Source organism: Pseudomonas sp. GZD-222 (assembly GCF_049310525.1).
Lineage (GTDB): Bacteria > Pseudomonadota > Gammaproteobacteria > Pseudomonadales > Pseudomonadaceae > Aquipseudomonas.
In genome coordinates this window covers 15,840-39,351 of the sequence record NZ_JBMOWO010000029.1, presented here as the reverse complement: position 1 = coordinate 39,351, position 23,512 = coordinate 15,840, and the positions used below count along the sequence as shown (strand labels likewise).

The window sequence follows — 23,512 nt, the reverse complement described above, 5'->3', positions numbered from 1 at the left end:
GTCCCTTTCCTCGGGGGTTGTGCCCCCACATTCCTTTCCCCCCGGCCCCCCCCCCGCTCCCACAAACGCGCATAAAAAAGGCCACCCGAAGGTGGCCTTAATCACTAGAGAGAGTGTTCGAACTTACACTGCCGCAACTGGACGCATGTAAGAGATCGGTGCCGTACTGGCATCTTCGAATGTCACCACTTCCCAGGCATCTGTTTCCTCGATCAGCTTGCGCAGCAGCTGGTTGTTCAGCGCGTGTCCGGACTTGTAGCCCTTGAACTCGCCGATCAGGCTGTTGCCCAGCAGGTAGAGGTCGCCGATGGCGTCGAGGATCTTGTGCTTGACGAATTCGTCTTCGTAACGAAGGCCGTCTTCATTGAGCACGCCGTCCTTGTCGACCACGATGGCGTTTTCCACGCTGCCGCCGAGCGCGAGGTTGTGCTTGCGCAGGTACTCGATATCGCTCATGAACCCGAAGGTCCGGGCGCGACTGACTTCCTTCACGAACGAGGTGCTGGAAAAGTCCACGCTGGCACTTTGAGTCCGGTTACGAAACACCGGGTGATCGAAATCGATCTCGAAACTCACCTTGAACCCGTCGAATGGCAGGAAAGTGGCGCGCTTGTCGCCGTCTTCCACTGTCACTTCGCGCAGGATGCGGATGAATTTCTTGGCTGCGTCCTGTTCTTCCAGGCCGGCCGATTGAATCAGGAATACAAAGGGTCCTGCGCTACCGTCCATAATAGGCACTTCGGACGCGGAGAGCTCGACGTAGGCGTTATCGATGCCCAGGCCAGCCATGGCCGAGAGCAGGTGCTCAACCGTGTCTACCTTGGTATCGCCATTGACCAGTGTCGTCGACATGGTGGTCTCGCCGACATTCGCCGCGCGGGCAGGAATTTCCACCACGGGGTCGAGGTCGGCACGGCGAAATACGATGCCGGTATCCACAGGTGCAGGTTTGAGGGTCAGGTAAACCTTTTCCCCGGAGTGCAGGCCGACACCTGTGGCACGGATAATATTCTTCAGGGTGCGTTGTTTAATCATGGCATTGGCCGCTTCAGCGCAAATTGCGAACTGGTATCAACAAAGGCTGAGGATAATACCAGACCCGGCCTTTGCTGAACACCAATCACCCTTATCCCCCTGATAAATTTCATTAATCAGCCTGACGACGGAGGAAGGCTGGGATGTCCAGATAGTCCAGATCGTCTTGCGGATTAAGCTTGGCAGCGGCGGCTGCACCGGCATGCGCCTGGTTGCGCATCACGGTCGGACGCTCCAGATCACGGTAGTTAACCGACGATTGTTCCTGACGAACAGGCGCCGGAGCGGCGGTCTGCACGGCAGCAGTCTGCATGGTGTTGTCGATAACCTTGACCGGTTTCTCGATCTTCGCACCCAGGCCGGTGGCAACCACAGTCACGTGCAGTTCGTCGCGCATGTCCGGATCGATAACAGTACCGACCTTGACCATGGCGTGATCGGAGGCGAAGGCTTCGATGATGCTACCCACATCCGAGTACTCACCCAGCGAGAGGTCAGGACCGGCGGTGATGTTCACCAGGATGCCGCGAGCGCCCTGCAGGTTGACGTCTTCGAGCAGCGGGTTGCGGATCGCCGCTTCGGTCGCTTCACGTGCACGGTTCGGACCGCTGGCGCAGCCAGTGCCCATCATCGCCATGCCCATTTCGCTCATCACGGTACGCACGTCGGCGAAGTCGACGTTGATCATGCCCGGACGCTTGATGATGTCGGAGATACCGCGAACGGCACCGGCCAGTACATCGTCAGCCTTGGCGAAGGCGGACAGCAGGCTGGCATCCTTGCCCAGGATGGTCAGCAGCTTCTCGTTCGGAATGGTGATCAGCGAGTCGACGCTGTCTGCCAGTGCACGGATGCCCTCATCGGCGATCTGCATGCGCTTGCGGCCTTCGAACGGGAACGGACGGGTCACCACCGCAACGGTGAGGATCCCCAGTTCCTTGGCCACTTCGGCGATGATCGGCGCAGCACCGGTACCGGTACCGCCGCCCATGCCGGTGGTGATAAACACCATGTTGGTGCCCTGCAGTACTTCAGCGATGCGCTCACGGTCTTCCAGCGCGGCCTGACGGCCGACTTCCGGATTGGCACCAGCACCCAGTCCCTTGGTGACGCCGGTACCCAGTTGCAAAATGGTCCGTGCGCCGATGTTTTTCAGCGCCTGGGCATCGGTGTTGGCGCAGATGAACTCAACGCCTTCGATGCTGCTCTTGACCATGTGATTGACGGCGTTGCCACCGCCGCCACCGACGCCGATCACTTTAATGACCGGACTTTGCGGGACGTTGTCTACGAGCTCGAACATTTTCCCTCTCCTTACAGTTCTCTAGTTTTTGCGCCTACTACTACTGCTTTGAAACTTTTAAAAGTTGCCTTTGACCCAGCGTGTGAAACGCTCGAACGCCGGTGCTTTGGGTTCATCGCCATAGTTGTTGCTGCTGGTACCGGTGAGGCTGACGCCGTCGGACTGCTTTTGCAGACCGTAAGTCAGCAAGCCCACACCAGTGGAATAGATCGGGTTGCGCACAACATCGCTCAGGCCCCGAACGCTATGCGGCACGCCCAGGCGTACCGGCATGTGGAAAATCTCTTCGGCCAGTTCTACTGCACCTTCCATCTTCGCGGTGCCGCCGGTCAGAACGATGCCCGCTGGCACCAGATCCTCGTAGCCACTGCGACGCAGCTCGGCCTGGATCAGAGTGAACAGCTCGTCGTAACGCGGCTCGACCACTTCCGCCAGGGCCTGACGCGACAGTTCGCGCGGCGGACGGTCGCCGACACTCGGCACCTTGATGGTTTCACCGGCACCGGCCAGCTTGGCCAGGGCGCAGGCGTAACGGATCTTGATCTCTTCGGCGTACTGGGTCGGCGTGCGCAGGGCCATGGCGATGTCGTTGGTCACCTGGTCGCCGGCAATCGGGATCACTGCGGTGTGACGAATCGCGCCTTCGGTGAAGATGGCAATGTCGGTGGTACCGCCACCGATGTCGACCAGGCACACACCCAGCTCTTTCTCGTCATCGGTCAGTACCGAATAGGCCGAGGCCAGTTGCTCGAGGATGATGTCGTCGATTTCCAGGCCACAGCGACGCACGCACTTCTCGATGTTCTGGGCGGCATTGACGGCACAGGTGACCACGTGAACCTTGGCTTCCAGACGCACGCCGGACATACCCAGTGGCTCGCGCACGCCTTCCTGGTTATCGATCACGTAGTCCTGCGGCAGGGTGTGCAGAACGCGCTGGTCGGCCGGAATGGCAACGGCCTGGGCAGCGTCGAGCACGCGCTCGAGGTCAGCGGCACTGACTTCACGGTCGCGGATCGCGACGATGCCGTGGGAGTTCAGGCTGCGGATGTGATTGCCGGCCACGCCAACGAACGCCGAGTGGATCCGGCAGCCAGCCATCAGCTGGGCTTCTTCCACCGCCCGCTGGATCGACTGCACGGTCGATTCGATATTGACCACCACGCCCTTCTTCAGGCCGCGGGAGGGATGAGTACCGATCCCGACGATTTCCAGGGTACCGTCGGCCGCAACTTCGCCAACCAGCGCCACTACCTTGGAGGTGCCGATATCGAGCCCGACGATCATTTTGCCGCTATGCGCATTTGCCATGGTCCTGCCTCTCTCTAATTCTTCGCAACGGCGGGTTGGGCCGTCGTCGGTGCAATCGGTTCCCGCCAGCCAACGGCCAGGCCATTGGCGTAACGCAGATCGATGCGGGCGATGTTCGTGATCTGTTCTTTGAGTGTCTTGTCGTAAATGGCAATGAAACGGCGCATTTTTTCCACCAGATGATCGCGCCCCAGCAGCAGTTCAACACCTGGCCCGGCGCTACCGGCGCCGGTGGTCAGGAACCAGCTGCCGCGCTCGCGCACTTCCAGCCGGGCAATTGAAAAGCCCATTGGCCGCAACATCTGGCTCAGTACCTGATATTGCTGCATCACTTGTTGCTGCGCCCGCTGCGGCCCGAACAGCTGCGGCAGGTGCTCGTAGTTGGCCAGTTCGCGCGGGGTGAAAGCCTGGCCCTGGTTATTGAGCAAGGCTTCCTCACCCCAACGCGCCACCGGCAACTGTTCTTCCAGGCGGATCACCACCTCGTCCGGCCACACCCGGCGTACCTCGGCATGAGCGATCCAGGGCATCTTCTCCAACTCGGCGCGCATGCTCGCCAGGTCGACGGTGAAGAAGCTCGCCGCCACATACGGGGCGATGCGCTGCTGCACCGCCTGCTGGCTGATGTAGCTGAGGTCGCCCTGCACGGCGATCTTGGTGATCGGCCGGTCGGCGTACGGCATCAGGCGTTGTGCGCCTTCATAGGCGCCGAAACCTGCGACGACCAACAGCACCGGCCAGAGCAGACGCTTGAAGACGCTGAAGTTGGCCTTGGGCAGGCGCGCCGACAGTGGCTCCTTGGCCACCATCCGGCTGGCACCGCGCGGCACCGGCTTGCTGCGGCCGGTGGCGGGTTGCTGATGACGTAACATCGCGCCTTGCATGGGCTTAACCTCGCGCCTCGACGCTGGCCGCCAGAATCGCCAGCACCAACTGCTGGAAGTCCAGGCCGGCCGCGCGTGCCGCCATAGGGACCAGGCTGTGATCGGTCATGCCTGGTGCGGTGTTGACTTCGAGCAGCCAGAAACGCCCCTGCTCGTCCTGCATCACGTCCAGCCGTCCCCAGCCAGCGATGCCGACGGCGTCGCAGGCACGGGCGGTCAGGTCGATCAATTCCTGTTCTTTTTCCGGGCTCAAGCCACAAGGAATCCGGTACTGGGTATCGGAAGCCAGGTACTTGGCGTCGTAGTCGTAGAATGTGTGCGGCGTGCCCAGGGCAATCGGCGGCAATACCTGGCCACGCAGGGTCGCGATAGTGAACTCCGGACCTTGAATCCATTGTTCGACCAACACTTGCGAGTCATAGGTGGCGGCGTCTTTCCAGGCGGCGATCAAATCATCGACGCTGGTCACTTTCGCCATACCGATACTGGAACCTTCATGGGCCGGTTTGACGATCAAAGGGAAGCCCAGTTCCGTGCCCGCAGAAATACAGTCAGCTTCGCTGCTCAGTACCGCGTGGCGCGGGGTCGGAATACCCAGACTCTGCCACACCTGCTTGGTGCGCAGCTTGTCCATGGCCAGCGCCGAAGCGAGGATACCGCTGCCGGTGTAAGGAATGCCCAGGCACTCGAGCAGGCCCTGCATGCTGCCGTCTTCACCGCCACGGCCGTGAAGAATGATGAAGGCGCGATCGATCTTCTCGCTCTGCAGGCGATCGAGCAGGTCGTCACCGACATCGATGGCAACCACGTCGACACCGGCGCTGGTCAGCGCTTCAATCACTGCCGCACCGGACTTCAGCGAAACTTCACGCTCGGCGCTCTTGCCGCCGTACAGCACGGCGACGCGGCCAAAGTCTTTGACCGCAAGGGTCGAATGCAATTTGTCGTAGGTGTTAACAGTCATTTTGACTTCCCCTGACTGGCAACGGCACCAGCGAACAACGGACTCTTGAGTAATTGCGGGGCCAGACCACCGATGTCACCGGCACCCTGGCACAGCAGGATGTCGCCAGCGCGCAGCAGCGGCTTGACCAACGGCGCCAGTTCGATGCCGCGCTCGATGTAGATCGGATCGAGCTGGCCGCGTTGGCGAATGCTGTGGCACAGCTGACGGCTGTCGGCACCGGGGATCGGCTCTTCGCCGGCCGGATAGACTTCCATCAGCAGCAGCACGTTGGCATCGGCCAGGACCTGGACGAAATCGTCATACAGGTCGCGGGTGCGGCTGTAGCGGTGCGGTTGGTAGACCATCACCAGACGCCGCTCAGGCCAACCACCGCGTACGGCCTTGATCACCGCAGCCACTTCGGTCGGGTGGTGACCGTAGTCGTCGACCAGCATGACGCTGCCACCGTCCACCGGCAGTTCGCCGTAGACCTGGAAGCGTCGCCCTACACCCTGGAACCCGGACAGACCCTGAACAATGGCTTCATCACTGATGCCTTCGTCGGTGGCAATGGCGATGGTCGCCAAGGCATTGAGGACGTTGTGGTTGCCCGGCATGTTGACCGACACGGCCAGCGGCTCGCGGTCGCGGCGCAGCACGGTGAAGTGGGTCTGCATACCCGACTGGCGAACATTGATCGCACGCACGTCGGCTTCTTCGCTGAAACCGTAGGTGACCGCCGGACGCTTGACCAACGGCAGGATCTCGCGCACCACCGGGTCGTCCAGGCACATCACCGCCAGACCGTAGAACGGCAGGTTGTGGAGGAACTCGACGAAGGTCTTCTTCAGCTTGTTGAAGTCACCTTCGTAGGTCGCCATGTGGTCGGCGTCGATGTTGGTAACCACGGCTACCAGCGGCTGCAGGTGCAGGAAGCTGGCATCGCTTTCGTCGGCTTCGGCGATCAGGTAGCGGCTGGTGCCAAGCTGGGCATTGGTACCCGCTGCATTCAGGCGGCCACCGATAACGAAGGTCGGATCCAGGCCGCCAGCGGCAAACACCGAGGCCAGCAGGCTGGTGGTGGTGGTCTTGCCATGGGTACCGGCGACGGCGATGCCGTGGCGATAGCGCATCAGCTCGGCGAGCATCTCGGCGCGCGGCACCACTGGAATACGTCGCTCAAGGGCGGTGGCGACTTCCGGGTTGGCAGGATTGATGGCGCTGGAAACCACCAGCACATCGGCGCTCGCCGCGTTCTCGGCACGGTGACCGATGAAGATCTGCGCACCAAAGGATTCCAGGCGTTGGGTAACTGCCGAGGTCTTGAGGTCCGAGCCCGATACCTGATAACCCAGGTTCAGCAGCACCTCGGCGATCCCGCACATGCCGACACCGCCGATACCGACGAAGTGGATGCGGCGGATACGGCGCATTTCCGGCTGTGGCATGGCTTTCTTGCTTTCAACCATGGGCCACCTCCAGACAGATATCGACCACGGTGCGGGTGGCCGCAGGTTTTGCCAGGCGCCGGGCAGTGGCGGCCATGGAGGAGAGTTTTTCCGGTTGCATCAGCACCTCGTTCAGGCGTTCAGCGAGTTGCGCTGCGCCAGTTGTCGCTTGTGGCATCAGGAAGGCAGCGCCTTCGCGGGCCAGATAATGGGCGTTATGAGTCTGGTGATCGTCGATGGCATGGGGCAAAGGCACCAGCATCGATGGCAAGCCGGCGGCAGCCAGCTCACTGACGGTCAGCGCGCCGGCGCGGCAGACCACCAGATCGGCCCAGGCGTACGCCTTGGCCATGTCCTTGATAAAGGGCTCTACCTGAGCCTCGACTCCAGCCTCGCGGTAGCGCTCGGCGGTAATCTGGTCGTGCTTTTTGCCAGCCTGGTGGAACACCTCGGGACGGATGTCCGCGGGTACCTGAGCCAGAGCCTGCGGCAGCAGTTTGTTCAGCGGTTCGGCGCCCAGGCTTCCACCCAGCACCAGCAAGCGTGGCCGGCGCGCGCCCAGAGGCTCGCGCGGGGTTTCCATGAACAGTTCGCTGCGCACCGGATTGCCGGTGGTGCGCAACTTGTCCGAGGCAGTAAAGGTACCGGGGAAAGCTTCGCAGACTCGGCCGGCCAACGGCACCAGCAGCCGATTGGCGGTACCGGCGCGGGCGTTCTGCTCGTGAACCACTACAGGTACGCCACAAAGCCGCGCGGCAACGCCACCCGGGCCGGTCACGTAACCGCCAAACCCGATCACGCAGACCGGCTTGAGCTGACGAATGATGCGTCGCGCCTGAAGCACTGCCTTGACCAGCGTGAACGGCGCCTTGAGCAACGACAGCTTGCCCTTGCCGCGCAGGCCGGTAACTTGAATCAGGTGCAACTGCAGGCCGGCCTGAGGTACCAATTCGTTCTCGATACCACGCGGGGTGCCCAGCCAGTGCACGGTGTAACCGCGCGCCTGGAACTCACGGGCACAGGCCAGCGCCGGGAACACGTGGCCCCCGGTGCCGCCTGCCATGATCAGTACATTCTTGCCGTCAGCGGCCATGATTCGGCTCCTCGGCAAAGTCACTTTCATTGAATTCGTGTTCTTCGCTGCCCAGATGGGTGCGACTCTCCCACTCGATCCGCAGCAACAGCCCGACACAGGCGCAGCAAATCACCAGCGAGCTACCGCCGTAGCTGAGGAACGGCAGGGTCAGACCCTTGGTCGGCAACAGGCCGACGTTCACGCCGATGTTGATCAGGAACTGACCAATCCACAGGAACGCCAGACCAAAGGCGACATAGGCAGCAAAGTACTGCTTGGCTTTCTCAGCCCACAAACCGATGTACAACGCACGCACCGTGACGAAGACGAACAGCGCTACGGTGAGCAGCGAACCGACCACACCCAATTCTTCGGCCAGTACCGAAAACACGAAGTCGGTGTGCGCTTCAGGCAGGTAGAACTGCTTCTGCACGCTGTTGCCAAGACCTACGCCAAGCCACTCGCCACGTCCGAACGCAATCAATGCCTGGGTCAACTGGTAACCGGAACCGAACTGGTCGGACCAGGGGTCGGTAAAGGTAATCAGACGCGCCATCCGGTAAGGCTGGGCCTGCACCAGGACAAACACCGCCCCCACCGCCAGCACCACCATCAAACTGAAGCGGAACAGGCCTACCCCACCAAGGAACAGCATCGCCGCAGCCGCGCCCATCATGACAACCGTGGCACCGAAGTCCGGCTCCATCAGCAGCAGGCCAGCCATGGGCAGCAAGACGATGAACGGTTTGAAGAAGCCCATCCAGCTTTCGCGCACCTCGGTTTGCCGGCGGACCAGGTAACCTGCCAGGTAGATCACTACGAAGACCTTGGCGATTTCCGAAGGCTGCACGTTGAAGAAGCTGAAACCGATCCAGCGCATCGAACCGTTCACTTCGCGACCGATGCCCGGCACCAGTACCAGCACCAGCAAGCCAAAGGCGCCGACCAGCATGGTGAAGCCCATCTTCTGCCAGGTGGCGATCGGCACCATCATGGTGACGATGCAGGCGAACACGCCGATGGCCACGTACACCAGGTGGCGGAACATGTGATACAGCGGGTTACCCGATTGCGCTGCGGCCACTTCCGAGGACGCCGAGGTGATCATCACCAGACCAAGCCCGAGCAACGCCAGGCAGCCGGCGAGCATGGCGAAATCGAGGTCGATGCCGCGACCGCTGATCAGCGGTGACGGATAGGGCTTGATCATGCCGAAGATCATGACAGCCCTCCTACGGCCTGGGCGAACAGGCGCCCACGCTCTTCAAAATTCTTGAACATGTCGAGGCTGGCGCAAGCCGGCGAGAGCAGCACGGCATCGCCAGCTTGAGCCAGTTCGGCCGAACGCTGTACCGCCTCGTCGAGGGTCTTGACCCGGATCAGCGGCACGTCATCACCAAGCGCCTGAGCCAGCAGCTCAGCATCGCGACCCAGCAGCACTACCGCACGGCAGTGAGCGGCCACAGGGCCACGCAGGGCGCCGAAGTCAGCACCTTTGCCGTCGCCGCCGGCGACCAGCACCAGCTTGCCGTCGATATCGGCCCCCAGGCCTTCAATGGCGGCCAGCGCTGCACCGACATTGGTCGCCTTGGAGTCGTCATACCAGCTCACGCCGTTGCGCTCACGCAACCACTGGCAGCGATGCGCGAGGCCGGCAAAGCTGCGCAGGCTCGAGAGCATGGCGTCAAATGGCAGCCCTACGGCATGGCCCAGGGCTAGCGCTGCCAAGGCGTTGGCCTGGTTGTGCGCACCGCGGATTTTCAGCTCGCGCACCGGCATCAGGTTCTGGAACTCGAACGCCAGGTATTTCTCGCCGTTTTCTTCGCGCAAGCCGAAGGCCTTGAAATCAGGCGCATTCAAACCGAAGGTCCAGCACGGCTGGCCTTCAGCGAGCAATGGACGGCTGAGGGCGTCCTGGCGGTTGACCACCACTTGCCGCGCACCACGGAAAATCCGGTGTTTGGCCAGGTGGTAGGCCGGCAGACCGCTGTAGCGGTCCATATGGTCTTCGCTGACATTGAGCACAGTGGCCACTTCAGCGTTGAGCTGGTCGGTGGTTTCCAGCTGGAAGCTCGACAGTTCCATCACGTACAGCTCGACGTCGTCGCTGAGCAAGTCCAGCGCCGGGGTACCGAGATTGCCGCCCACGGCCACACGCTTGCCAGCTGCAGCGGCCATTTCGCCGACCAGGGTGGTCACGGTGCTTTTCGCGTTGGAGCCGCTGATCGCGATAATTGGTGCCTTGGCATTGCGGGCAAACAGTTCGATGTCGCCGGACAGTTTTACCCCACGAGCAGCCGCTTGTTGCAGCGCCGGAGTAGCCAGGGCCAGGCCAGGGCTGACATAGAGTTCGTCGGCGCGGCAGAGAAACTCTACGTCCAGTTCGCCACAGCGCACTTCTACCTGCGGGTAATCACGGCGCAGGGTATCCAGTTCCGGCGGTTGCTCACGGGTGTCGGCGACCGCAAAGGCAACGCCCCGGTTCGCCAGGAAGCGAACCAGGGACATGCCGCTCTTGCCGAGGCCGACAACGATGCGGAAGTGGTCAGAAGCGATCAATGACACGCGTTTCTACCTCAGTTTCAGGGTGGCAAGGCCGATCAGCACCAGAATCACGGTGATGATCCAGAAGCGGACGATCACCCGAGGCTCGGGCCAACCCTTGAGTTCAAAGTGGTGATGAATCGGGGCCATGCGGAACACCCGCTTGCCGGTCAACTTGAACGAAGCCACCTGGATCACCACCGACAGGGTCTCCATGACGAACACGCCGCCCATGATGAACAGGACGATTTCCTGGCGAACGATGACCGCGATGGTACCCAGCGCTGCACCCAGTGCCAGAGCACCGACGTCGCCCATGAACACTTGGGCCGGATAGGTGTTGAACCACAGGAAGCCCAGACCGGCGCCGATCAGTGCGCCGCAGAACACAATCAGCTCACCGGCGCCCGGCACGTAAGGAATCAGCAGGTATTCGGCGAACTTCACGTTACCGGACAGGTAGCAGAAGATCCCCAGCGCACCGCCGACCATCACCGTTGGCATGATCGCCAGGCCATCGAGGCCGTCGGTCAGGTTCACCGCGTTGCTCGAACCGACAATCACGAAGTAGGTCAGCACCACGAAGCCGATACCCAGCGGGATGGTGACATCCTTGAGCATCGGCACGATCAGGGAAGTTTCGACGCTGCTCGGTGCCGTCATATAAAGGAAGATCGCCGCACCCAGACCGAACACCGACTGCCAGAAGTATTTCCAGCGGCTCGGCAGGCCACGCGAGTTCTTCTCGATCACTTTGCGGTAGTCGTCAACCCAACCGATGGCACCGAACAGCAGGGTGACGATCAGTACCACCCAGACATAACGGTTGGTCAGGTCGGCCCACAGCAAGGTGCTGATACCGATAGCCGAAAGAATCAAGGCGCCGCCCATGGTCGGGGTGCCCGATTTGGACAGGTGCGATTGCGGGCCGTCGTTACGAACCGCTTGACCGATCTGGCGGATCTGCAGGGTACGAATCATCCAGGGGCCCAACCACAGGGCCAGCGACAGCGCGGTCAGTACCCCAAGAATCCCGCGCAGGGACAGGTACTGGAAGACCGCGAAGCCTTTGTAAAACTGTTGCAGATACTCAGCCAACAGCAGCAGCATTAATGTTTCTCCCCGCTGGAACCGCACAAAGCCGCCACGACGTTCTCCATCGCAGCGCTGCGCGAACCCTTGATCAAAATGGTGGTATTAGTGGCCTGCTCGGCGCGTACGGCGTCGATCAGGTCAGCTTGATTAGCGAAATGTCGGGCATTGGCGCCGAACGCTGCGACTGCGTGAGCCATGTTCGGGCCCACCGCATACAGTGCCGACACCTTGTCTTTGGCGTACTCGCCTACCTGCCGATGCCCTTCCTCAGCCCACTGGCCCAATTCGCCGATGTCTCCGAGCACCAGGACGGTGCGGCCGGAAAAGCCGACGAGTATATCAACGGCAGCGCACATGGAGGTGGGGTTTGCGTTGTAAGTGTCGTCAATCACCCGTACGCCGTTCGGCGCCATCTGTACGACAGTGCGGCCCTTGACGGGTTGCACGGCGTTCAAACCCTGGACGATACCGTCCAGCGTCAGACCAAAGGCATGCGCGGCGGCGGCAGCGGCCAACGCGTTGGCTACGTTGTGAGTGCCGAGCAGATTGAGTTGGACCCGCGCAACACCCAATGGGCTACGCAGGTCGAAAGACGGGCAACCGCGCTCATCTTGAGCAATGTTGTCGGCGTGGAAATCAGCACCCGCATTGTTCAACGCGAACGTCAGCACCGGGTGATCACCCGCGCGCTGTTTCCACGTGCCGAAGGCCTTGTCATCAAGGTTCAATACAGCCACGCCATCCTGACCCAGGCCTTCGAGGATCTCGCCCTTGGCTTCAACAATCTTCTCTGGCCCACCGAACTCGCCAACGTGAGCGGTGCCGGCATTGTTGATCAGCGCCACCTGCGGCTTGGTCAGGCCAACGGTGTAGGCGATTTCGCCGATGCGCGAGGCGCCCAGCTCAATCACCGCTGCAGTATGTTCAGCAGCGATTTCGAGCAGGGTCAGCGGCGCACCGAGGTCGTTGTTCAAGTTGCCACGGGTCGCCAGGACCGGACCGCGCGTACGCAGGATGCTGGCGAGCATTTCCTTGACCGTGGTCTTGCCGCTGGAGCCGGTGATGGCAGCGACAGGCTTGTCGAACGCGGCACGATTCAGCGCACCCAACTGGCCCAGGGCCTGGCGGCAATCGGCAACCAGCAGTTGTGGCAGGCTGGTGCCCGGTACTTCGCGCTCCACCAGGGCAGCAACGGCGCCCTTGGCCTGGACATCATTCAGGTAGTCGTGACCATCGAAACGCGGCCCGGTCAGGGCAACGAAAAGCTGCCCGGCAACGATTGCGCGGCTGTCGATGCTGATGCCATTGAAGGTGGCATCCGCACCCAGCAGGCGCCCCTGCAAAGGCGCGGTCAACTGACTGAGGGTCAATGGCTTAAGCATGAGGCGCCTCCCAGACTGCGAGCGCTTTCTCGGCTTCGACCAGGTCAGAAAAGTCATGACGCTGGCCGTTGATTTCCTGATAGTCCTCATGACCTTTGCCGGCCAGGACGATGACATCATCAACACCGGCACTGGCAATCAACTGGGCAATCGCAGCACCACGGCCGGCAACGAACTCGACCGCATCAACCTTGGCGAACCCTGGACGGATGTCGGCAAAGATCTGCTGCGGGTCTTCGCTGCGCGGGTTGTCGTCGGTGACCAGCACACGGTCCGCCAGACGCTCGGCCACTTCGGCCATCAACGGGCGCTTGCCACGATCACGGTCGCCACCACAGCCGAACAGGCACAGCAGCTGCCCCTTGGCGTGTGGGCGCAGGGCTTGCAGTACCTGCTCCAAGGCGTCCGGGGTATGGGCGTAATCGACCACCACCAGCGGTTTGCTGCCACCACCCAGGCGCTGCATACGGCCGATTGGCCCTTCCAGCAGAGGGGTGACCTTGAGAATTTCGTCCAGCGCATAGTCCAGCGCCAGCAGCGTACCGACCGCCGCGAGCATATTGCTCAGGTTGAAACGGCCGAGCAGGCGGCTGCGCAGGGTTCGTTCGCCCTGGGCAGTGACGATAACGGCGCGCACACCTTCGTCATCAAAATGCGCTTCGCGGCAGTACAGCGAAGCGTCGCGGTCTTTGAGGCTGTAGCTGATCAGACGCGATTCGCCCTTCTCGGCCGCCAGGCGACGACCGAAGTCGTCATCCAGATTGACCACCCGGCAACGCAGGTTCGGCCAGGCAAACAGACGCGCCTTGGCGTCTTCATAAGCCTGCATGCTGCCGTGGTAATCAAGATGATCACGCGACAGGTTGGTCATTACTGCAATGTCGAACGCCAGCGCCGCAACCCGACCCTGATCCAGGGCGTGGGAAGAAACCTCCATGGCCACGGCCTTGGCCCCGCCTTTCTTGAGGTCGTTGAGGGTCGCTTGCACGGCAATCGGATCCGGCGTGGTCAGGCGACCGCTTTGCAGTTCGCCATAGAATCCAGTACCCAGGGTGCCAATCAGGCCGCAGCGCTGGCCGAGCTTGTCCAAAGCTTGGGCCACCAGCTGAGTGACGCTGGTCTTGCCGTTGGTGCCAGTGACGCCAACCAGATTCAGTTGACGGCTTGGCTCGCCATAAAAGCGCCCGGCAATGTCCGACAACTGGGCAATCAGTCCCTTGACCGGAATCAGCGGCACTTCGGTGATCGGCAGCACTGTGGCGCCCTGTGCTTCGTAGGCCACCGCAGCCGCACCGCGCTTGAGCGCATCGGCAATGTGATCGCGACCATCGACCAGCGCACCCGGTACCGCCAGGAACAGATCGCCCGGACGAATGTTGCGGCTGTCGAGGGTCAGCTCGCGAATCAACGGATCGCGGCTGGCCTGGGCGAAAAGCTTACTCAGTGGCATTGTCATCAACCGCGCCCTCCTTTGGCGGGCGCAGCATCAACCTGCTGCTGTGGAACCGGCGGCGGAAGGTTATCCGGCGGAATATTCATCAGGCGCAACGTGCCGGACATGACCTTGCTGAAGACCGGCGCTGAAACCAGGCCACCGAAGTAGCCGCCTTTGCTCGGCTCGTCGATGACCACGACCACGGCATAGCGCGGATCGCTCATCGGGCCGAAACCGGCGAACAGCGAGCGGTAGGAATTCTCGGTGTAGCCCTTGGAACCGATCGTGGCTTTACGTGCCGTACCACTCTTGCCACCTACGTGATAGAACGGCACCTGGGCGCGGAATACACCGCGTGGCGCTTCAATAACTTGCTGGACCATGCCCTGGATGGTCTTGGCGACTTCTACCGGCACCACCTGAGTGGACTCTGGTGTCTTGTCGACCTTGAGAATGCTCAACGGCACCATCTTGCCGTCGTTGGCCAGCGCGGCGTAGGCATGCACCAGCTGCAGCGCAGTCACCGACAGACCGTAGCCGTAGGACAGGGTCGCGGTTTCTGCCTTGCGCCACTCGCGATGGTTCGGCAGGTTACCCACGCGCTCGCCCGGGAAGCCCAGGCCGGTGTACTGACCCAGACCGAGCTGGGACATCACGCGGTAGATCGATTCGCCGCCGATATCGAAGGCGATCTTGCTCATGCCGACGTTACTGGAGTTGATCAGGATGCCGGTCAGGTCGAGGATCGGGCCTTCGCTCTTGGAAACGTCACGAATGGTGTAGCGACCCAGTTGCAAGGTGCCCGGATAGACCTCGACCTTATCAGTCGGCTTCCAGCGCCCACTCTGCAGCGCAGCACTCATGGACAGCGGCTTGACCGTGGAACCGGGCTCGAACACATCGATGATCGCGCGGTTACGCATGGCCGCCGGGAACATGCTGCGACGGTTGTTCGGGTTGTAGGTGGGCTGGTTGACCATGGCCAGCACTTCACCGGTCTTCACATCGAGAATCACCAGGCTGCCGGCCTTGGCTTCCTGCTCGGCAATTGCATTGCGCAGTTCGCGGGTTGCCAGATATTGCAGGCGCAGGTCGATGGACAACGCCAAGGTCTTTCCGGCCTTGGCGTTTTTGGTTACCTGGATGTCTTTGATCAGCCGGCCACGCCGGTCCTTGATAACTTGCCGCTTGCCGGGCACGCCGGCCAGCCATTCATCGTAGGCCAATTCCACCCCTTCGCGACCGTGGTCATCGAGGTCGGTAAAGCCGACCATGTGCGCGGCGACATCACCGGCGGGGTAGAAACGGCGAAATTCCTCGATGCCGTAGACACCAGGAATTTTCAGATCAAGTACCACCTGCCCCTGCTCCGGGGTCAAGCCCCGCACCAGGTAGATGAACTCTTTGCTGGCTTGTTGCTCGAGGCGCTGGGTCAGCTGTTGCGGACTCTGCTTGAGCGCGGCGGCCAGTGCCGGCCAGCGCTCCTTGTAGGCCTGCATTTCCTTGGGGTTGGCCCACAGGGTGGTGACCGGTGTACTGACCGCCAGCGGTTCACCGTTGCGGTCGGTGATCAGCCCGCGGTGCGCAGGAATCGGGATATGGCGCAGGCTGCGGGCATCGCCCTGGCCCTTGAGGAAGTCGCGGTCAACGACCTGCAGGTCGATGATGCGCCAGGCAATCGCACCGACCATTACCGCCAGCAACGCGATGACCACGCGGAACCGCCACGGGTAGAGGGCACCTTCGAGCTTCATCATGGCGCCACCATCCGTACTTCGTCGGCGGCCGGGATGCGCATCTTCAGTTGTTCGCTAGCCAGGTTCTCGATACGGCTGTGAGCCGTCCAGGTGCTTTGCTCAAGAATCAACCGACCCCACTCGGCCTGAGCCTTGTCACGTTCGCTCAGTTCGCCATACAGGGTATTGAGCAACTGACGGTTCCAGTGCGCGCTGTACGACACCGCCACCGAAGAAACGAGCACGGCAATGAACAGCAGAAGCATCAGGAAGCTTCCGCCTGGCAAAGGCTTGGCGAACAAGCGGCTCACCGCAGCTTCTCGGCAACACGCATAACGGCACTGCGCGAACGTGGGTTGGCCTTGAGTTCGGCTTCGGAGGCGAATTGCGCCTTGCCGATCAGCTTGATCTTCGGCTCGAAATGCTTGTGCTGCACTGGCAGGTTGCGTGGCAGGTTGTCGCCCTCGCCCTTGACCAGCTTGCGCATGAACAGCTTGACGATGCGGTCTTCCAGGGAGTGGAAGCTGATCACCACCAGACGGCCGCCCACTTCCAGCGCCTCAAGTGCGGCTTCAAGGCCGGCCTCAAGGTCGCCAAGTTCGTTGTTGACGTGAATACGCAGGCCCTGGAAGGCACGGGTTGCCGGGTTCTTGCCCTTTTCCCAGGCAGGGTTGGCTACCTTGAGTACTTCGGCCAGGTCGGCAGTGCGCTCGAACGGCTGGGTTTCGCGACGGGCAACCACGGCGTTGGCCATACGCTTGGCAAAACGCTCTTCGCCGTATTCCTTGAATACGCGCGCGATCTCTTCGGCTGACGCGCTGGCGATGAACTGCGCAGCGCTGACGCCACGGCTTGGGTCCATACGCATATCCAGCGGGCCATCGTTCATGAAACTGAAGCCACGCTCCGGATCATCCAGCTGCGGCGAAGAAACGCCCAGATCGAGGAGGATGCCATTGACCTTGCCGCTGATACCGCGCTCAAGCGCTTCGGCACCCAGCTCGGCAAAGCTGCGCTGCACAATGACAAAGCGGCCGTCTTCGGCCGCCAGCGCTTGCCCGGTGGCAATCGCTTGAGGATCTTTGTCAAAACCCAGCAACCGTCCTTGCGGACCGAGCTTGCTGAGAATCAACCGGCTATGCCCGCCGCGACCAAAGGTGCCATCCAGATAGCAGCCATCGGCGCGTACGGCGAGAGCCTCGACGGCTTCGTCAAGCAGTACGGTGATGTGGTTAAAGCCGCTATCTATAGTCACAGGATCAAATCACGCAGTTCATCAGGCATGGCGCCCGGTTGTTGAATAGCTGCAAGATCGGCTGCCGAAACTGCGTTCCAGGCATCCTCATCCCACAGCTGAAATTTGTTCAGTTGCCCCACCAGCATCGCCTTCTTGTCGAGCTTGGCGTATTCGCGCAAACGCGGAGGCACCAGGAAACGCCCACTGCCATCAAGCTCCAGATCCACCGCATTGCCGATCAGCAGACGCTGCAGGCGACGGTTCTCTTCACGCAATGACGGCAACGCGCGTAACTTGGCTTCAATCAGTTCCCACTCATCGAGCGGGTATACACACAAGCAGGGGTCCACCGCATCGATGGTCACGATCAACTGCCCGGAACTACGCGAATCGAGCTCGTCACGGTACCGGCTCGGCATTGCGAGACGGCCCTTTGCGTCGAGGTTGATAGCGTTGGCTCCGCGGAACACGGCTGCGATTCCCCACTTGTTAGCTTTTTTGTGATCAGAAAACCCACTTCATGCCACTTTCTGCCACTTGCGCACACTATAGGAATCCGCCTACCACACCGTCAAGGCACGCTTATAAGGAAATCCCTTACAGATCGGAGATTTAGCGCAAGAAGGGAAGATAAAAGGACAAATCGGCGAGGTTTTTGACGAGAAAAATCAAACTCATTCAGACAAATAGCGTCCGAAGTTAAAGTAATTTATTAAGAGTAAGATTTTTTTGGTATTACCGAGACACATCTGCTATCGATTCAAGCAGGAGGGGAAGAGGTGGAGAGTCGATCTGTAAGCCGGGTTTTGTCGAGGACAGTCATTCCTCTACGACGGCCATCACTGGACGCCTCTAGCAACCTACCCGGTTCCAACGCGGGCCGCGCCATATGGAACCCTATTTGGTCTTGCTCCGAGTGGGGTTTACCTAGCCACGAACTGTTGCCAATCGTGCGGTGCGCTCTTACCGCACCTTTTCACCCTTACCGGCACCGAAGTGCTTAGGCGGTTGTTTTCTGTGGCACTTTCCGTAGGCTCACGCCTCCCAGGTGTTACCTGGCACTCTGCCCTATGGAGCCCGGACTTTCCTCCCCCCTCTTTTGCGGAACAAAAGAAGGCAGCGACTGTCCGATCGACTCTCCGCCGCAAAGGTTAACGGCAGAGACGCTCAAGAACAAGCGATAAAACAAATAGTAGCACCAAGCCATTATTTGTCTTTCTGTTTTTCCAGGGCCGCCTGATACAGCACATTCTTGCGCACGCCGGTGATTTCCGCCGCCAGGGCTGCCGCGCGCTTGAGCGGCATCTCCGCCAGCAACAGGTCAAGCACGCGCATCGCCTCGGTACTGACCGCCTGCTCATCTTCCGGCGCAGTCCAGCCGGCGACCAACACCACGCACTCGCCGCGCTGCTGATTGCTGTCAGCCTCGACGAAGGCGCGCAGCTCACCCAGCGGCAAGCCCTTGAGGGTTTCGAAAGTCTTGGTCAGCTCGCGCGCCAGCAACGCCGGACGCTCGGCACCAAACACCTCTTCCATATCCTGCAGGCATTCGAGAATCCGGTGCGGCGCCTCGTAGAAAATCAGCGTACGCGGCTCTTCCTTGACCTGGCTCAGGCGCGCCCGGCGACCGACCGCCTTGGCGGGCAGAAACCCCTCGAAGATGAAACGGTCCGAAGGCAAGCCTGCGGCCGACAGTGCCGCAATCAAAGCGCAAGCTCCGGGCACCGGAACCACGGCGACGCCTGCAGCACGCGCCTGGCGCACCAGGTGATAGCCAGGGTCGGAAATCAGCGGCGTACCGGCATCGGAAATCAGCGCGACGTTATCGCCCGCGAGCAAACGCGTGAGAAAGCGGCTGCCTTCATCGCGCTCGTTGTGCTCGTGACAGGCCGCCAATGGGGTATTGATACCGAAGTGTTGCAACAAGCGAATGGAATGGCGCGTGTCTTCCGCTGCAATCAGGGCGACATCGCTGAGCACTTTCAGCGCCCGCGCACTCATGTCATCCAGGTTGCCGATGGGCGTGGCCACCACGTAAAGCGTGCCAGCAGTGGAATGGGAAGCCCCTGGAACATCAGTCACAGCACACACCTGTCGTGTTGAACAAAGCGCCATTGTAGCCCGACTGACGGCAACAATGCGTAACCGGCGCCGCCTGCACATCGCTTGTCAGCACCTATATTGAAGGATTAACGCCAGCAACATCGCGCCCCGGCCAACGCTTGGGTACAATTGCCAGTTAATTTGATCGAGTAACAGGACCTTTACATGATCGCTTGCCTGCGGCTGTTCACAGCCCTTTGCCTCGCCGCCCTGCTGGCTGCCTGCGCCAGCTCGCCCTCGTCGAGCCTCGGCGAACTGCCGCGCACCCCGGACGCCAGCATCGAGCAACTGCTTGAACAGGCCGCCACCAGCAAGACACCTGACGAGGCCGCACTGCTGCGCCTGAGCGCTGCCGACCTGGCTTTCCGGCAAAAAGACAACGTGCGTGCAGCACGTATCCTTGAGCAGGTGCCGATGGATCAACTGAAACCGGCCCAGCAGATTTTCGCCAGCACCCTGAGTGCCGAGCTGGCCATGAGCCGCAATCAGCCCAAAGCTGCCCTGACTGCCCTCAGCCATCCAAGCATGGCGCGTCTGGGCGAACTGCCGGACGAGCAACAACGCCGCACCCGCAGCGTGCAGGCCAGCGTGCTGGAAGCCAACGGCCAGCCCCTCGCCGCCGCCCAGGCTCGCGTCGACCTGGCCCCGCTGCTCAGCGGCAACGCCGCCAGCGCCAACCAGGACGCCATCTGGACCCTGGTCGCCGCCCTGCCCAGCGATCAACTGCAAAGCGCCAGCACCGGCTCTGAGCCGCTGGCCGGTTGGGCCAGCCTGGCCCTCGCAGTAAAAAGTGCCGGCACCCTGGAACAGCAACAGGTAGCCATCGAAACCTGGCGTAGCCAGCACCCTGAGCACCCGGCCGCCCTGCAGCTGCCGCTGCCGCTGGTCAAGCTCAAGGAAATGGCCAGCCAGCCGCTGACCAAAATTGCCCTGCTGCTGCCACAGGAAGGCCAACTGGCCGGTGTTGCCCGCGCCCTGCGTGACGGTTTCATGGCTGCGCACTTCCAGGCCCAGCAAGCCGGCCAGAAGCCACCTGCCGTCGAAGTATTCGACAGCTCGCGCCTGACCTCCCTGGATGACTTCTACCGTCAGGCCCAGGCAGCTGGCGTGCAACTGGTCGTTGGCCCTCTGGAAAAACCACTGGTCAAGCAACTCGCCGCGCGCCCGCAACTGCCGATCACCACCCTCGCCCTGAACTACAGCGATGCCGGCCAGACCGGCCCGGCGCAACTGTTCCAGTTTGGCCTCGCCGCCGAAGACGAAGCCCGCGAAGTCTCCCGTCGCGCCCACGCCGACGGCATGGTGCGCGCTGTCGCCCTGGTACCGCGTGGCGAGTGGGGTGACCGGGTGCTCAAGGCATTCCGCCAGGACTGGGAAGCCAAAGGCGGCACCCTGCTCGCCGCCGAGCACGTTGACCAGCCCGTAGCGCTGGCCCAGCAGATTGCCGACCTGTTCCAATTGCGCCAGAGCGAAGGCCGCGCCAAGAGCCTGCAGAGCACTGTCGGCGGCACCGTTTCGGCTCAGCCATCGCGCCGTCAGGACATCGACTTCATCTTCCTCGCTGCCACTCCGCAGCAAGGCCAGCAGATCAAGCCGACCCTCAACTTCCAGTACGCCGGTGACGTTCCGGTCTACGCCACCTCGCACCTGTACAGCGCCAGCGGTGACGTCAACCAGTACAACGACATGAACGGCATTCGCTTCTGCGAAACCCCTTGGCTGCTCGACACCAACAACGCCCTGCGCCAGCAGGTCGTCGCTCAGTGGCCACAGGCCAACGGCAGCCTCGGCCGCCTGTACGCCATGGGTATCGACGCCTACACCCTGGCGCCGCGCCTGGGCCAGCTCAAGGCACTGCCCGACAACCGCATCGAAGGCTTCTCCGGCAGCCTGAGCATGAACCCGAACCAGCGCATCGAGCGTCAACTGCCTTGGGCCGAGTTCTCTGGCGGACAGATCGTACGCCTGCCCGACACCCCCCGCTGATGCCCGACAGTTCTCGCCAACACGCAGGCCAGGCCGCCGAGCGGCACGCCCTTGAGTACCTTCAGGGGCAAGGCCTGTGCCTGTTGGCGCAGAACTGGCGATGCAAAGGTGGCGAGCTGGATCTGGTCATGCTCGACAGCGATACAGTAGTATTCGTCGAAGTTCGCTATCGGCTACATGCAAACTTTGGCGGTGCGCTCGGCAGTATCGACGGGCGCAAGCAGGACAAACTGGTGCTAGCCGCCGAGTCTTTTCTGCACAAGGAAACCCACTGGGCTAACCACCCATGCCGTTTCGATGTGATTGCCGTGCAAGGCAGAGGCCACTCGGGCCAAGCACTCCAATGGCTGAAAAACGCCTTCGAATGCTGAGCCCGCCCTGCCCCTGCACGTTTACCCCAACAACTTTTTTGCTCTTTGCTTCGCGGGCCGCACAGTCATGTGCCGGGACCCTTTCTGTCCCGACACGCCCGACCAGCCGCCCTACTTAAGGTCTCACTGATGGACATGCAATCCCGAATTCGCCAGCTATTCCAGGCCAGCATCAACACCAAGCAACAGGCGATGGAAGTCCTTGCACCGCACATCGAGCAAGCCAGTCAGGTCATGGTCAACGCCCTGCTCAACGAGGGCAAGATGCTTGCTTGCGGCAATGGCGGCTCAGCCGGCGATGCCCAGCACTTCTCCTCCGAACTGCTGAACCGCTTCGAACGTGAGCGCCCGAGCCTGCCGGCCATCGCCCTGACCACCGACAGTTCGACCATCACCTCGATTGCCAACGACTACAGCTACAACGAAATTTTCTCCAAGCAGATTCGCGCCCTGGGGCAACCGGGCGATGTGTTGCTGGCAATTTCGACCAGCGGTAACTCGGCAAACATTATTCAAGCGATCCAGGCCGCACATGATCGCGAAATGATTGTCGTAGCTCTGACCGGACGCGATGGCGGCGGCATGGCTTCGCTATTGCTACCCGAAGACGTCGAAATTCGCGTTCCGGCCAATGTCACCGCACGTATCCAGGAAGTCCACCTGCTGGCGATCCATTGCCTCTGCGATCTGATCGACAGCCAATTGTTCGGGAGTGAAGAATGACCCCTATGCGCATCGGCCTGATGGCCCTGACCCTGTGCCTGAGCCTGTCCGGCTGCAGCTCGGTCCTCACCGCCACACGCGACAAGCCGATCGAAGATGATCGCGGTACCCGTACCTTCGGCAGCAAGATCGATGACTCGCTGATCGAAACCAAGGTAGCGGTCAACGTTGCCAAGGCCAGCCCTGACCTGGACAAGAACTCGCACATTGTCGTCAGCAGCTTCAACGGTATTGTCCTGCTTGCCGGCCAGACCCCGCGCGCCGACCTCAAGAACCTCGCCGAACAGGCTGCAGGTCAGGTCCAGCGAGTGAAAAAAGTACACAACGAACTGCAGGTGCTGCCGCCCTCCTCGATCCTGGCGCGCAACAACGATGCCTGGCTGACCACCAAGATCAAGACCCAGATGCTCACCGACAGCAACATTCCTGGTTCGCGGATCAAGGTGATCACCGAGAACGGCATTGTCTACATGCTCGGCCTGCTGACCCAGCAGGAAGCCACCCGCGCCACCAATCTGGTGCAGGGTGTGTCGGGCGTGCAGAAGATCGTCAAGCTGTTCGAATACATCGACTGATTTAAAATCCATCGCGGGGCAAGCCCTCTCCTACAGTGGGAGCGGGCTTGCCCCGCGATAACTCCCAAGGAAATCCCCATGAAAAACGGCCTGCTGTCGACCCTTCTGATCGGCGCCTTCGCCACCCTCGCCGGCTGCTCCAGCCCGAGCCTGATCACCCTCAACGACGGCCGCGAATTCCAGGCTGTCGATGCGCCTCGTTACGAGCGCAGCTCCGGCTTCTACGAGTTCGAGCAGCTGGACGGCAAAGTGACCCGCGTCAACAAGGACCAGGTCCGCACCATCACCGACCTGTAACCAGGACGGATAAAAAAAGGCGATCC

22 protein-coding genes and 1 other RNA gene are annotated in these 23,512 nt (G+C 61.4%); 5 read left to right on the top strand and 18 right to left on the bottom strand.

The features are described 5' to 3' along the window. Positions 1-123: 123 nt before the first annotated feature. The 18 genes from lpxC to rsmI form a co-directional block, all read right to left on the bottom strand. Positions 124-1,035, bottom strand: coding sequence for a UDP-3-O-acyl-N-acetylglucosamine deacetylase (gene lpxC / locus ACO6VD_RS06060; RefSeq protein WP_028943297.1), 912 nt, complete (start codon positions 1,033-1,035; stop codon positions 124-126). Between the two features lie 112 nt (positions 1,036-1,147). Further along, the gene (ftsZ, locus tag ACO6VD_RS06055) at positions 1,148-2,338 is read right to left on the bottom strand and encodes a cell division protein FtsZ (protein WP_400169965.1); all 1,191 of its coding nucleotides are present in this window, start codon (positions 2,336-2,338) and stop codon (positions 1,148-1,150) included. 57 nt (positions 2,339-2,395) lie between these two features. Continuing rightward, on the bottom strand, positions 2,396-3,649 hold the full coding sequence (gene ftsA / locus ACO6VD_RS06050) for a cell division protein FtsA (protein WP_038607245.1): 1,254 nt from the start codon (positions 3,647-3,649) through the stop codon (positions 2,396-2,398). A gap of 14 nt (positions 3,650-3,663) precedes the next feature. Continuing rightward, a complete protein-coding gene (locus ACO6VD_RS06045) occupies positions 3,664-4,533 on the bottom strand; it encodes a cell division protein FtsQ/DivIB (RefSeq protein WP_422417676.1) in 870 nt (289 codons plus the stop codon). A gap of 4 nt (positions 4,534-4,537) precedes the next feature. After that, complete coding sequence (locus ACO6VD_RS06040; protein WP_400169962.1) at positions 4,538-5,497, bottom strand: D-alanine--D-alanine ligase; 960 nt, start codon at positions 5,495-5,497, stop codon at positions 4,538-4,540. Further along, positions 5,494-6,948: a UDP-N-acetylmuramate--L-alanine ligase gene (gene murC / locus ACO6VD_RS06035; RefSeq protein ID WP_422417674.1), complete on the bottom strand. Its 1,455-nt coding sequence runs from the start codon at positions 6,946-6,948 to the stop codon at positions 5,494-5,496. Before murC ends, ACO6VD_RS06040 begins: the two co-directional genes overlap by 4 nt. Then, positions 6,941-8,020, bottom strand: a complete 1,080-nt coding sequence (gene murG / locus ACO6VD_RS06030; protein ID WP_422417672.1) for an undecaprenyldiphospho-muramoylpentapeptide beta-N-acetylglucosaminyltransferase — start codon at positions 8,018-8,020, stop codon at positions 6,941-6,943. The genes murC and murG overlap by 8 nt, the downstream gene beginning before the upstream one ends. Next, the gene (gene ftsW, locus ACO6VD_RS06025) at positions 8,010-9,224 is read right to left on the bottom strand and encodes a putative lipid II flippase FtsW (RefSeq protein WP_422417670.1); all 1,215 of its coding nucleotides are present in this window, start codon (positions 9,222-9,224) and stop codon (positions 8,010-8,012) included. Before ftsW ends, murG begins: the two co-directional genes overlap by 11 nt. After that, on the bottom strand, positions 9,221-10,567 hold the full coding sequence (gene murD, locus ACO6VD_RS06020; RefSeq protein ID WP_422417668.1) for a UDP-N-acetylmuramoyl-L-alanine--D-glutamate ligase: 1,347 nt from the start codon (positions 10,565-10,567) through the stop codon (positions 9,221-9,223). The genes ftsW and murD overlap by 4 nt, the downstream gene beginning before the upstream one ends. A gap of 6 nt (positions 10,568-10,573) precedes the next feature. Then, positions 10,574-11,656 (bottom strand): phospho-N-acetylmuramoyl-pentapeptide-transferase, encoded by a 1,083-nt coding sequence (gene mraY / locus ACO6VD_RS06015; protein ID WP_422417666.1) that lies wholly within the window; start codon positions 11,654-11,656, stop codon positions 10,574-10,576. Then, complete coding sequence (locus ACO6VD_RS06010; RefSeq protein ID WP_422417664.1) at positions 11,656-13,023, bottom strand: UDP-N-acetylmuramoyl-tripeptide--D-alanyl-D-alanine ligase; 1,368 nt, start codon at positions 13,021-13,023, stop codon at positions 11,656-11,658. Before ACO6VD_RS06010 ends, mraY begins: the two co-directional genes overlap by 1 nt. Continuing rightward, positions 13,016-14,479, bottom strand: a complete 1,464-nt coding sequence (locus tag ACO6VD_RS06005; protein ID WP_422417662.1) for a UDP-N-acetylmuramoyl-L-alanyl-D-glutamate--2,6-diaminopimelate ligase — start codon at positions 14,477-14,479, stop codon at positions 13,016-13,018. The genes ACO6VD_RS06010 and ACO6VD_RS06005 overlap by 8 nt, the downstream gene beginning before the upstream one ends. Then, positions 14,479-16,212 carry a peptidoglycan D,D-transpeptidase FtsI family protein gene (locus tag ACO6VD_RS06000; RefSeq protein WP_422417680.1) on the bottom strand — a complete coding sequence of 578 codons (1,734 nt, stop codon included), beginning with the start codon at positions 16,210-16,212 and terminating at the stop codon, positions 14,479-14,481. Before ACO6VD_RS06000 ends, ACO6VD_RS06005 begins: the two co-directional genes overlap by 1 nt. Beyond that, on the bottom strand, positions 16,212-16,505 hold the full coding sequence (gene ftsL, locus ACO6VD_RS05995; RefSeq protein WP_028943284.1) for a cell division protein FtsL: 294 nt from the start codon (positions 16,503-16,505) through the stop codon (positions 16,212-16,214). The genes ACO6VD_RS06000 and ftsL overlap by 1 nt, the downstream gene beginning before the upstream one ends. Continuing rightward, positions 16,502-17,449, bottom strand: a complete 948-nt coding sequence (rsmH, locus tag ACO6VD_RS05990; RefSeq protein WP_422417659.1) for a 16S rRNA (cytosine(1402)-N(4))-methyltransferase RsmH — start codon at positions 17,447-17,449, stop codon at positions 16,502-16,504. Before rsmH ends, ftsL begins: the two co-directional genes overlap by 4 nt. Next, on the bottom strand, positions 17,446-17,901 hold the full coding sequence (gene mraZ / locus ACO6VD_RS05985) for a division/cell wall cluster transcriptional repressor MraZ (RefSeq protein WP_010220775.1): 456 nt from the start codon (positions 17,899-17,901) through the stop codon (positions 17,446-17,448). Before mraZ ends, rsmH begins: the two co-directional genes overlap by 4 nt. Before the next feature lie 309 nt (positions 17,902-18,210). After that, positions 18,211-18,570: RNase P RNA component class A (gene rnpB, locus ACO6VD_RS05980), an RNA gene on the bottom strand. Between the two features lie 67 nt (positions 18,571-18,637). Further along, positions 18,638-19,513, bottom strand: coding sequence for a 16S rRNA (cytidine(1402)-2'-O)-methyltransferase (rsmI, locus tag ACO6VD_RS05975; RefSeq protein ID WP_422417657.1), 876 nt, complete (start codon positions 19,511-19,513; stop codon positions 18,638-18,640). Between the two features lie 186 nt (positions 19,514-19,699). Between rsmI and ACO6VD_RS05970 the strand changes: the two genes are divergently transcribed. From ACO6VD_RS05970 to ACO6VD_RS05950, 5 genes are all read left to right on the top strand, one after another. Continuing rightward, positions 19,700-21,520 carry a penicillin-binding protein activator gene (locus tag ACO6VD_RS05970; RefSeq protein ID WP_422417655.1) on the top strand — a complete coding sequence of 607 codons (1,821 nt, stop codon included), beginning with the start codon at positions 19,700-19,702 and terminating at the stop codon, positions 21,518-21,520. Beyond that, positions 21,520-21,891, top strand: a complete 372-nt coding sequence (locus tag ACO6VD_RS05965) for a YraN family protein (RefSeq protein ID WP_422417653.1) — start codon at positions 21,520-21,522, stop codon at positions 21,889-21,891. The genes ACO6VD_RS05970 and ACO6VD_RS05965 overlap by 1 nt, the downstream gene beginning before the upstream one ends. A 129-nt stretch (positions 21,892-22,020) precedes the next feature. After that, positions 22,021-22,614, top strand: a complete 594-nt coding sequence (locus ACO6VD_RS05960) for a phosphoheptose isomerase (protein WP_026001179.1) — start codon at positions 22,021-22,023, stop codon at positions 22,612-22,614. Next, positions 22,611-23,189: a BON domain-containing protein gene (locus tag ACO6VD_RS05955; protein WP_400169950.1), complete on the top strand. Its 579-nt coding sequence runs from the start codon at positions 22,611-22,613 to the stop codon at positions 23,187-23,189. Before ACO6VD_RS05960 ends, ACO6VD_RS05955 begins: the two co-directional genes overlap by 4 nt. A gap of 78 nt (positions 23,190-23,267) precedes the next feature. Then, a complete protein-coding gene (locus ACO6VD_RS05950; protein ID WP_422417651.1) occupies positions 23,268-23,486 on the top strand; it encodes a YgdI/YgdR family lipoprotein in 219 nt (72 codons plus the stop codon). The last annotated feature ends 26 nt before the right edge of the window (positions 23,487-23,512 follow it).

Excerpts from the sequence above, each read along its gene's own strand:
- murC (WP_422417674.1), bottom strand. The coding sequence starts at position 6,948 with ATGGTTGAAAGCAAGAAAGCCATGCCACAGCCGGAAATGCGCCGTATC.
- ftsW (WP_422417670.1), bottom strand. The coding sequence starts at position 9,224 with ATGATCTTCGGCATGATCAAGCCCTATCCGTCACCGCTGATCAGCGGT.
- murG (WP_422417672.1), bottom strand. The coding sequence starts at position 8,020 with ATGGCCGCTGACGGCAAGAATGTACTGATCATGGCAGGCGGCACCGGG.
- ACO6VD_RS06000 (WP_422417680.1), bottom strand. The coding sequence starts at position 16,212 with ATGAAGCTCGAAGGTGCCCTCTACCCGTGGCGGTTCCGCGTGGTCATC.
- ftsA (WP_038607245.1), bottom strand. The coding sequence starts at position 3,649 with ATGGCAAATGCGCATAGCGGCAAAATGATCGTCGGGCTCGATATCGGC.
- mraY (WP_422417666.1), bottom strand. The coding sequence starts at position 11,656 with ATGCTGCTGCTGTTGGCTGAGTATCTGCAACAGTTTTACAAAGGCTTC.
- ACO6VD_RS06045 (WP_422417676.1), bottom strand. The coding sequence starts at position 4,533 with ATGCAAGGCGCGATGTTACGTCATCAGCAACCCGCCACCGGCCGCAGC.
- ACO6VD_RS05960 (WP_026001179.1), top strand. The coding sequence starts at position 22,021 with ATGGACATGCAATCCCGAATTCGCCAGCTATTCCAGGCCAGCATCAAC.
- ACO6VD_RS05970 (WP_422417655.1), top strand. The coding sequence starts at position 19,700 with ATGATCGCTTGCCTGCGGCTGTTCACAGCCCTTTGCCTCGCCGCCCTG.
- ACO6VD_RS05955 (WP_400169950.1), top strand. The coding sequence starts at position 22,611 with ATGACCCCTATGCGCATCGGCCTGATGGCCCTGACCCTGTGCCTGAGC.
- ACO6VD_RS05965 (WP_422417653.1), top strand. The coding sequence starts at position 21,520 with ATGCCCGACAGTTCTCGCCAACACGCAGGCCAGGCCGCCGAGCGGCAC.
- ACO6VD_RS06005 (WP_422417662.1), bottom strand. The coding sequence starts at position 14,479 with ATGACAATGCCACTGAGTAAGCTTTTCGCCCAGGCCAGCCGCGATCCG.
- ACO6VD_RS06040 (WP_400169962.1), bottom strand. The coding sequence starts at position 5,497 with ATGACTGTTAACACCTACGACAAATTGCATTCGACCCTTGCGGTCAAA.
- ftsZ (WP_400169965.1), bottom strand. The coding sequence starts at position 2,338 with ATGTTCGAGCTCGTAGACAACGTCCCGCAAAGTCCGGTCATTAAAGTG.
- lpxC (WP_028943297.1), bottom strand. The coding sequence starts at position 1,035 with ATGATTAAACAACGCACCCTGAAGAATATTATCCGTGCCACAGGTGTC.
- ACO6VD_RS06010 (WP_422417664.1), bottom strand. The coding sequence starts at position 13,023 with ATGCTTAAGCCATTGACCCTCAGTCAGTTGACCGCGCCTTTGCAGGGG.
- ACO6VD_RS05950 (WP_422417651.1), top strand. The coding sequence starts at position 23,268 with ATGAAAAACGGCCTGCTGTCGACCCTTCTGATCGGCGCCTTCGCCACC.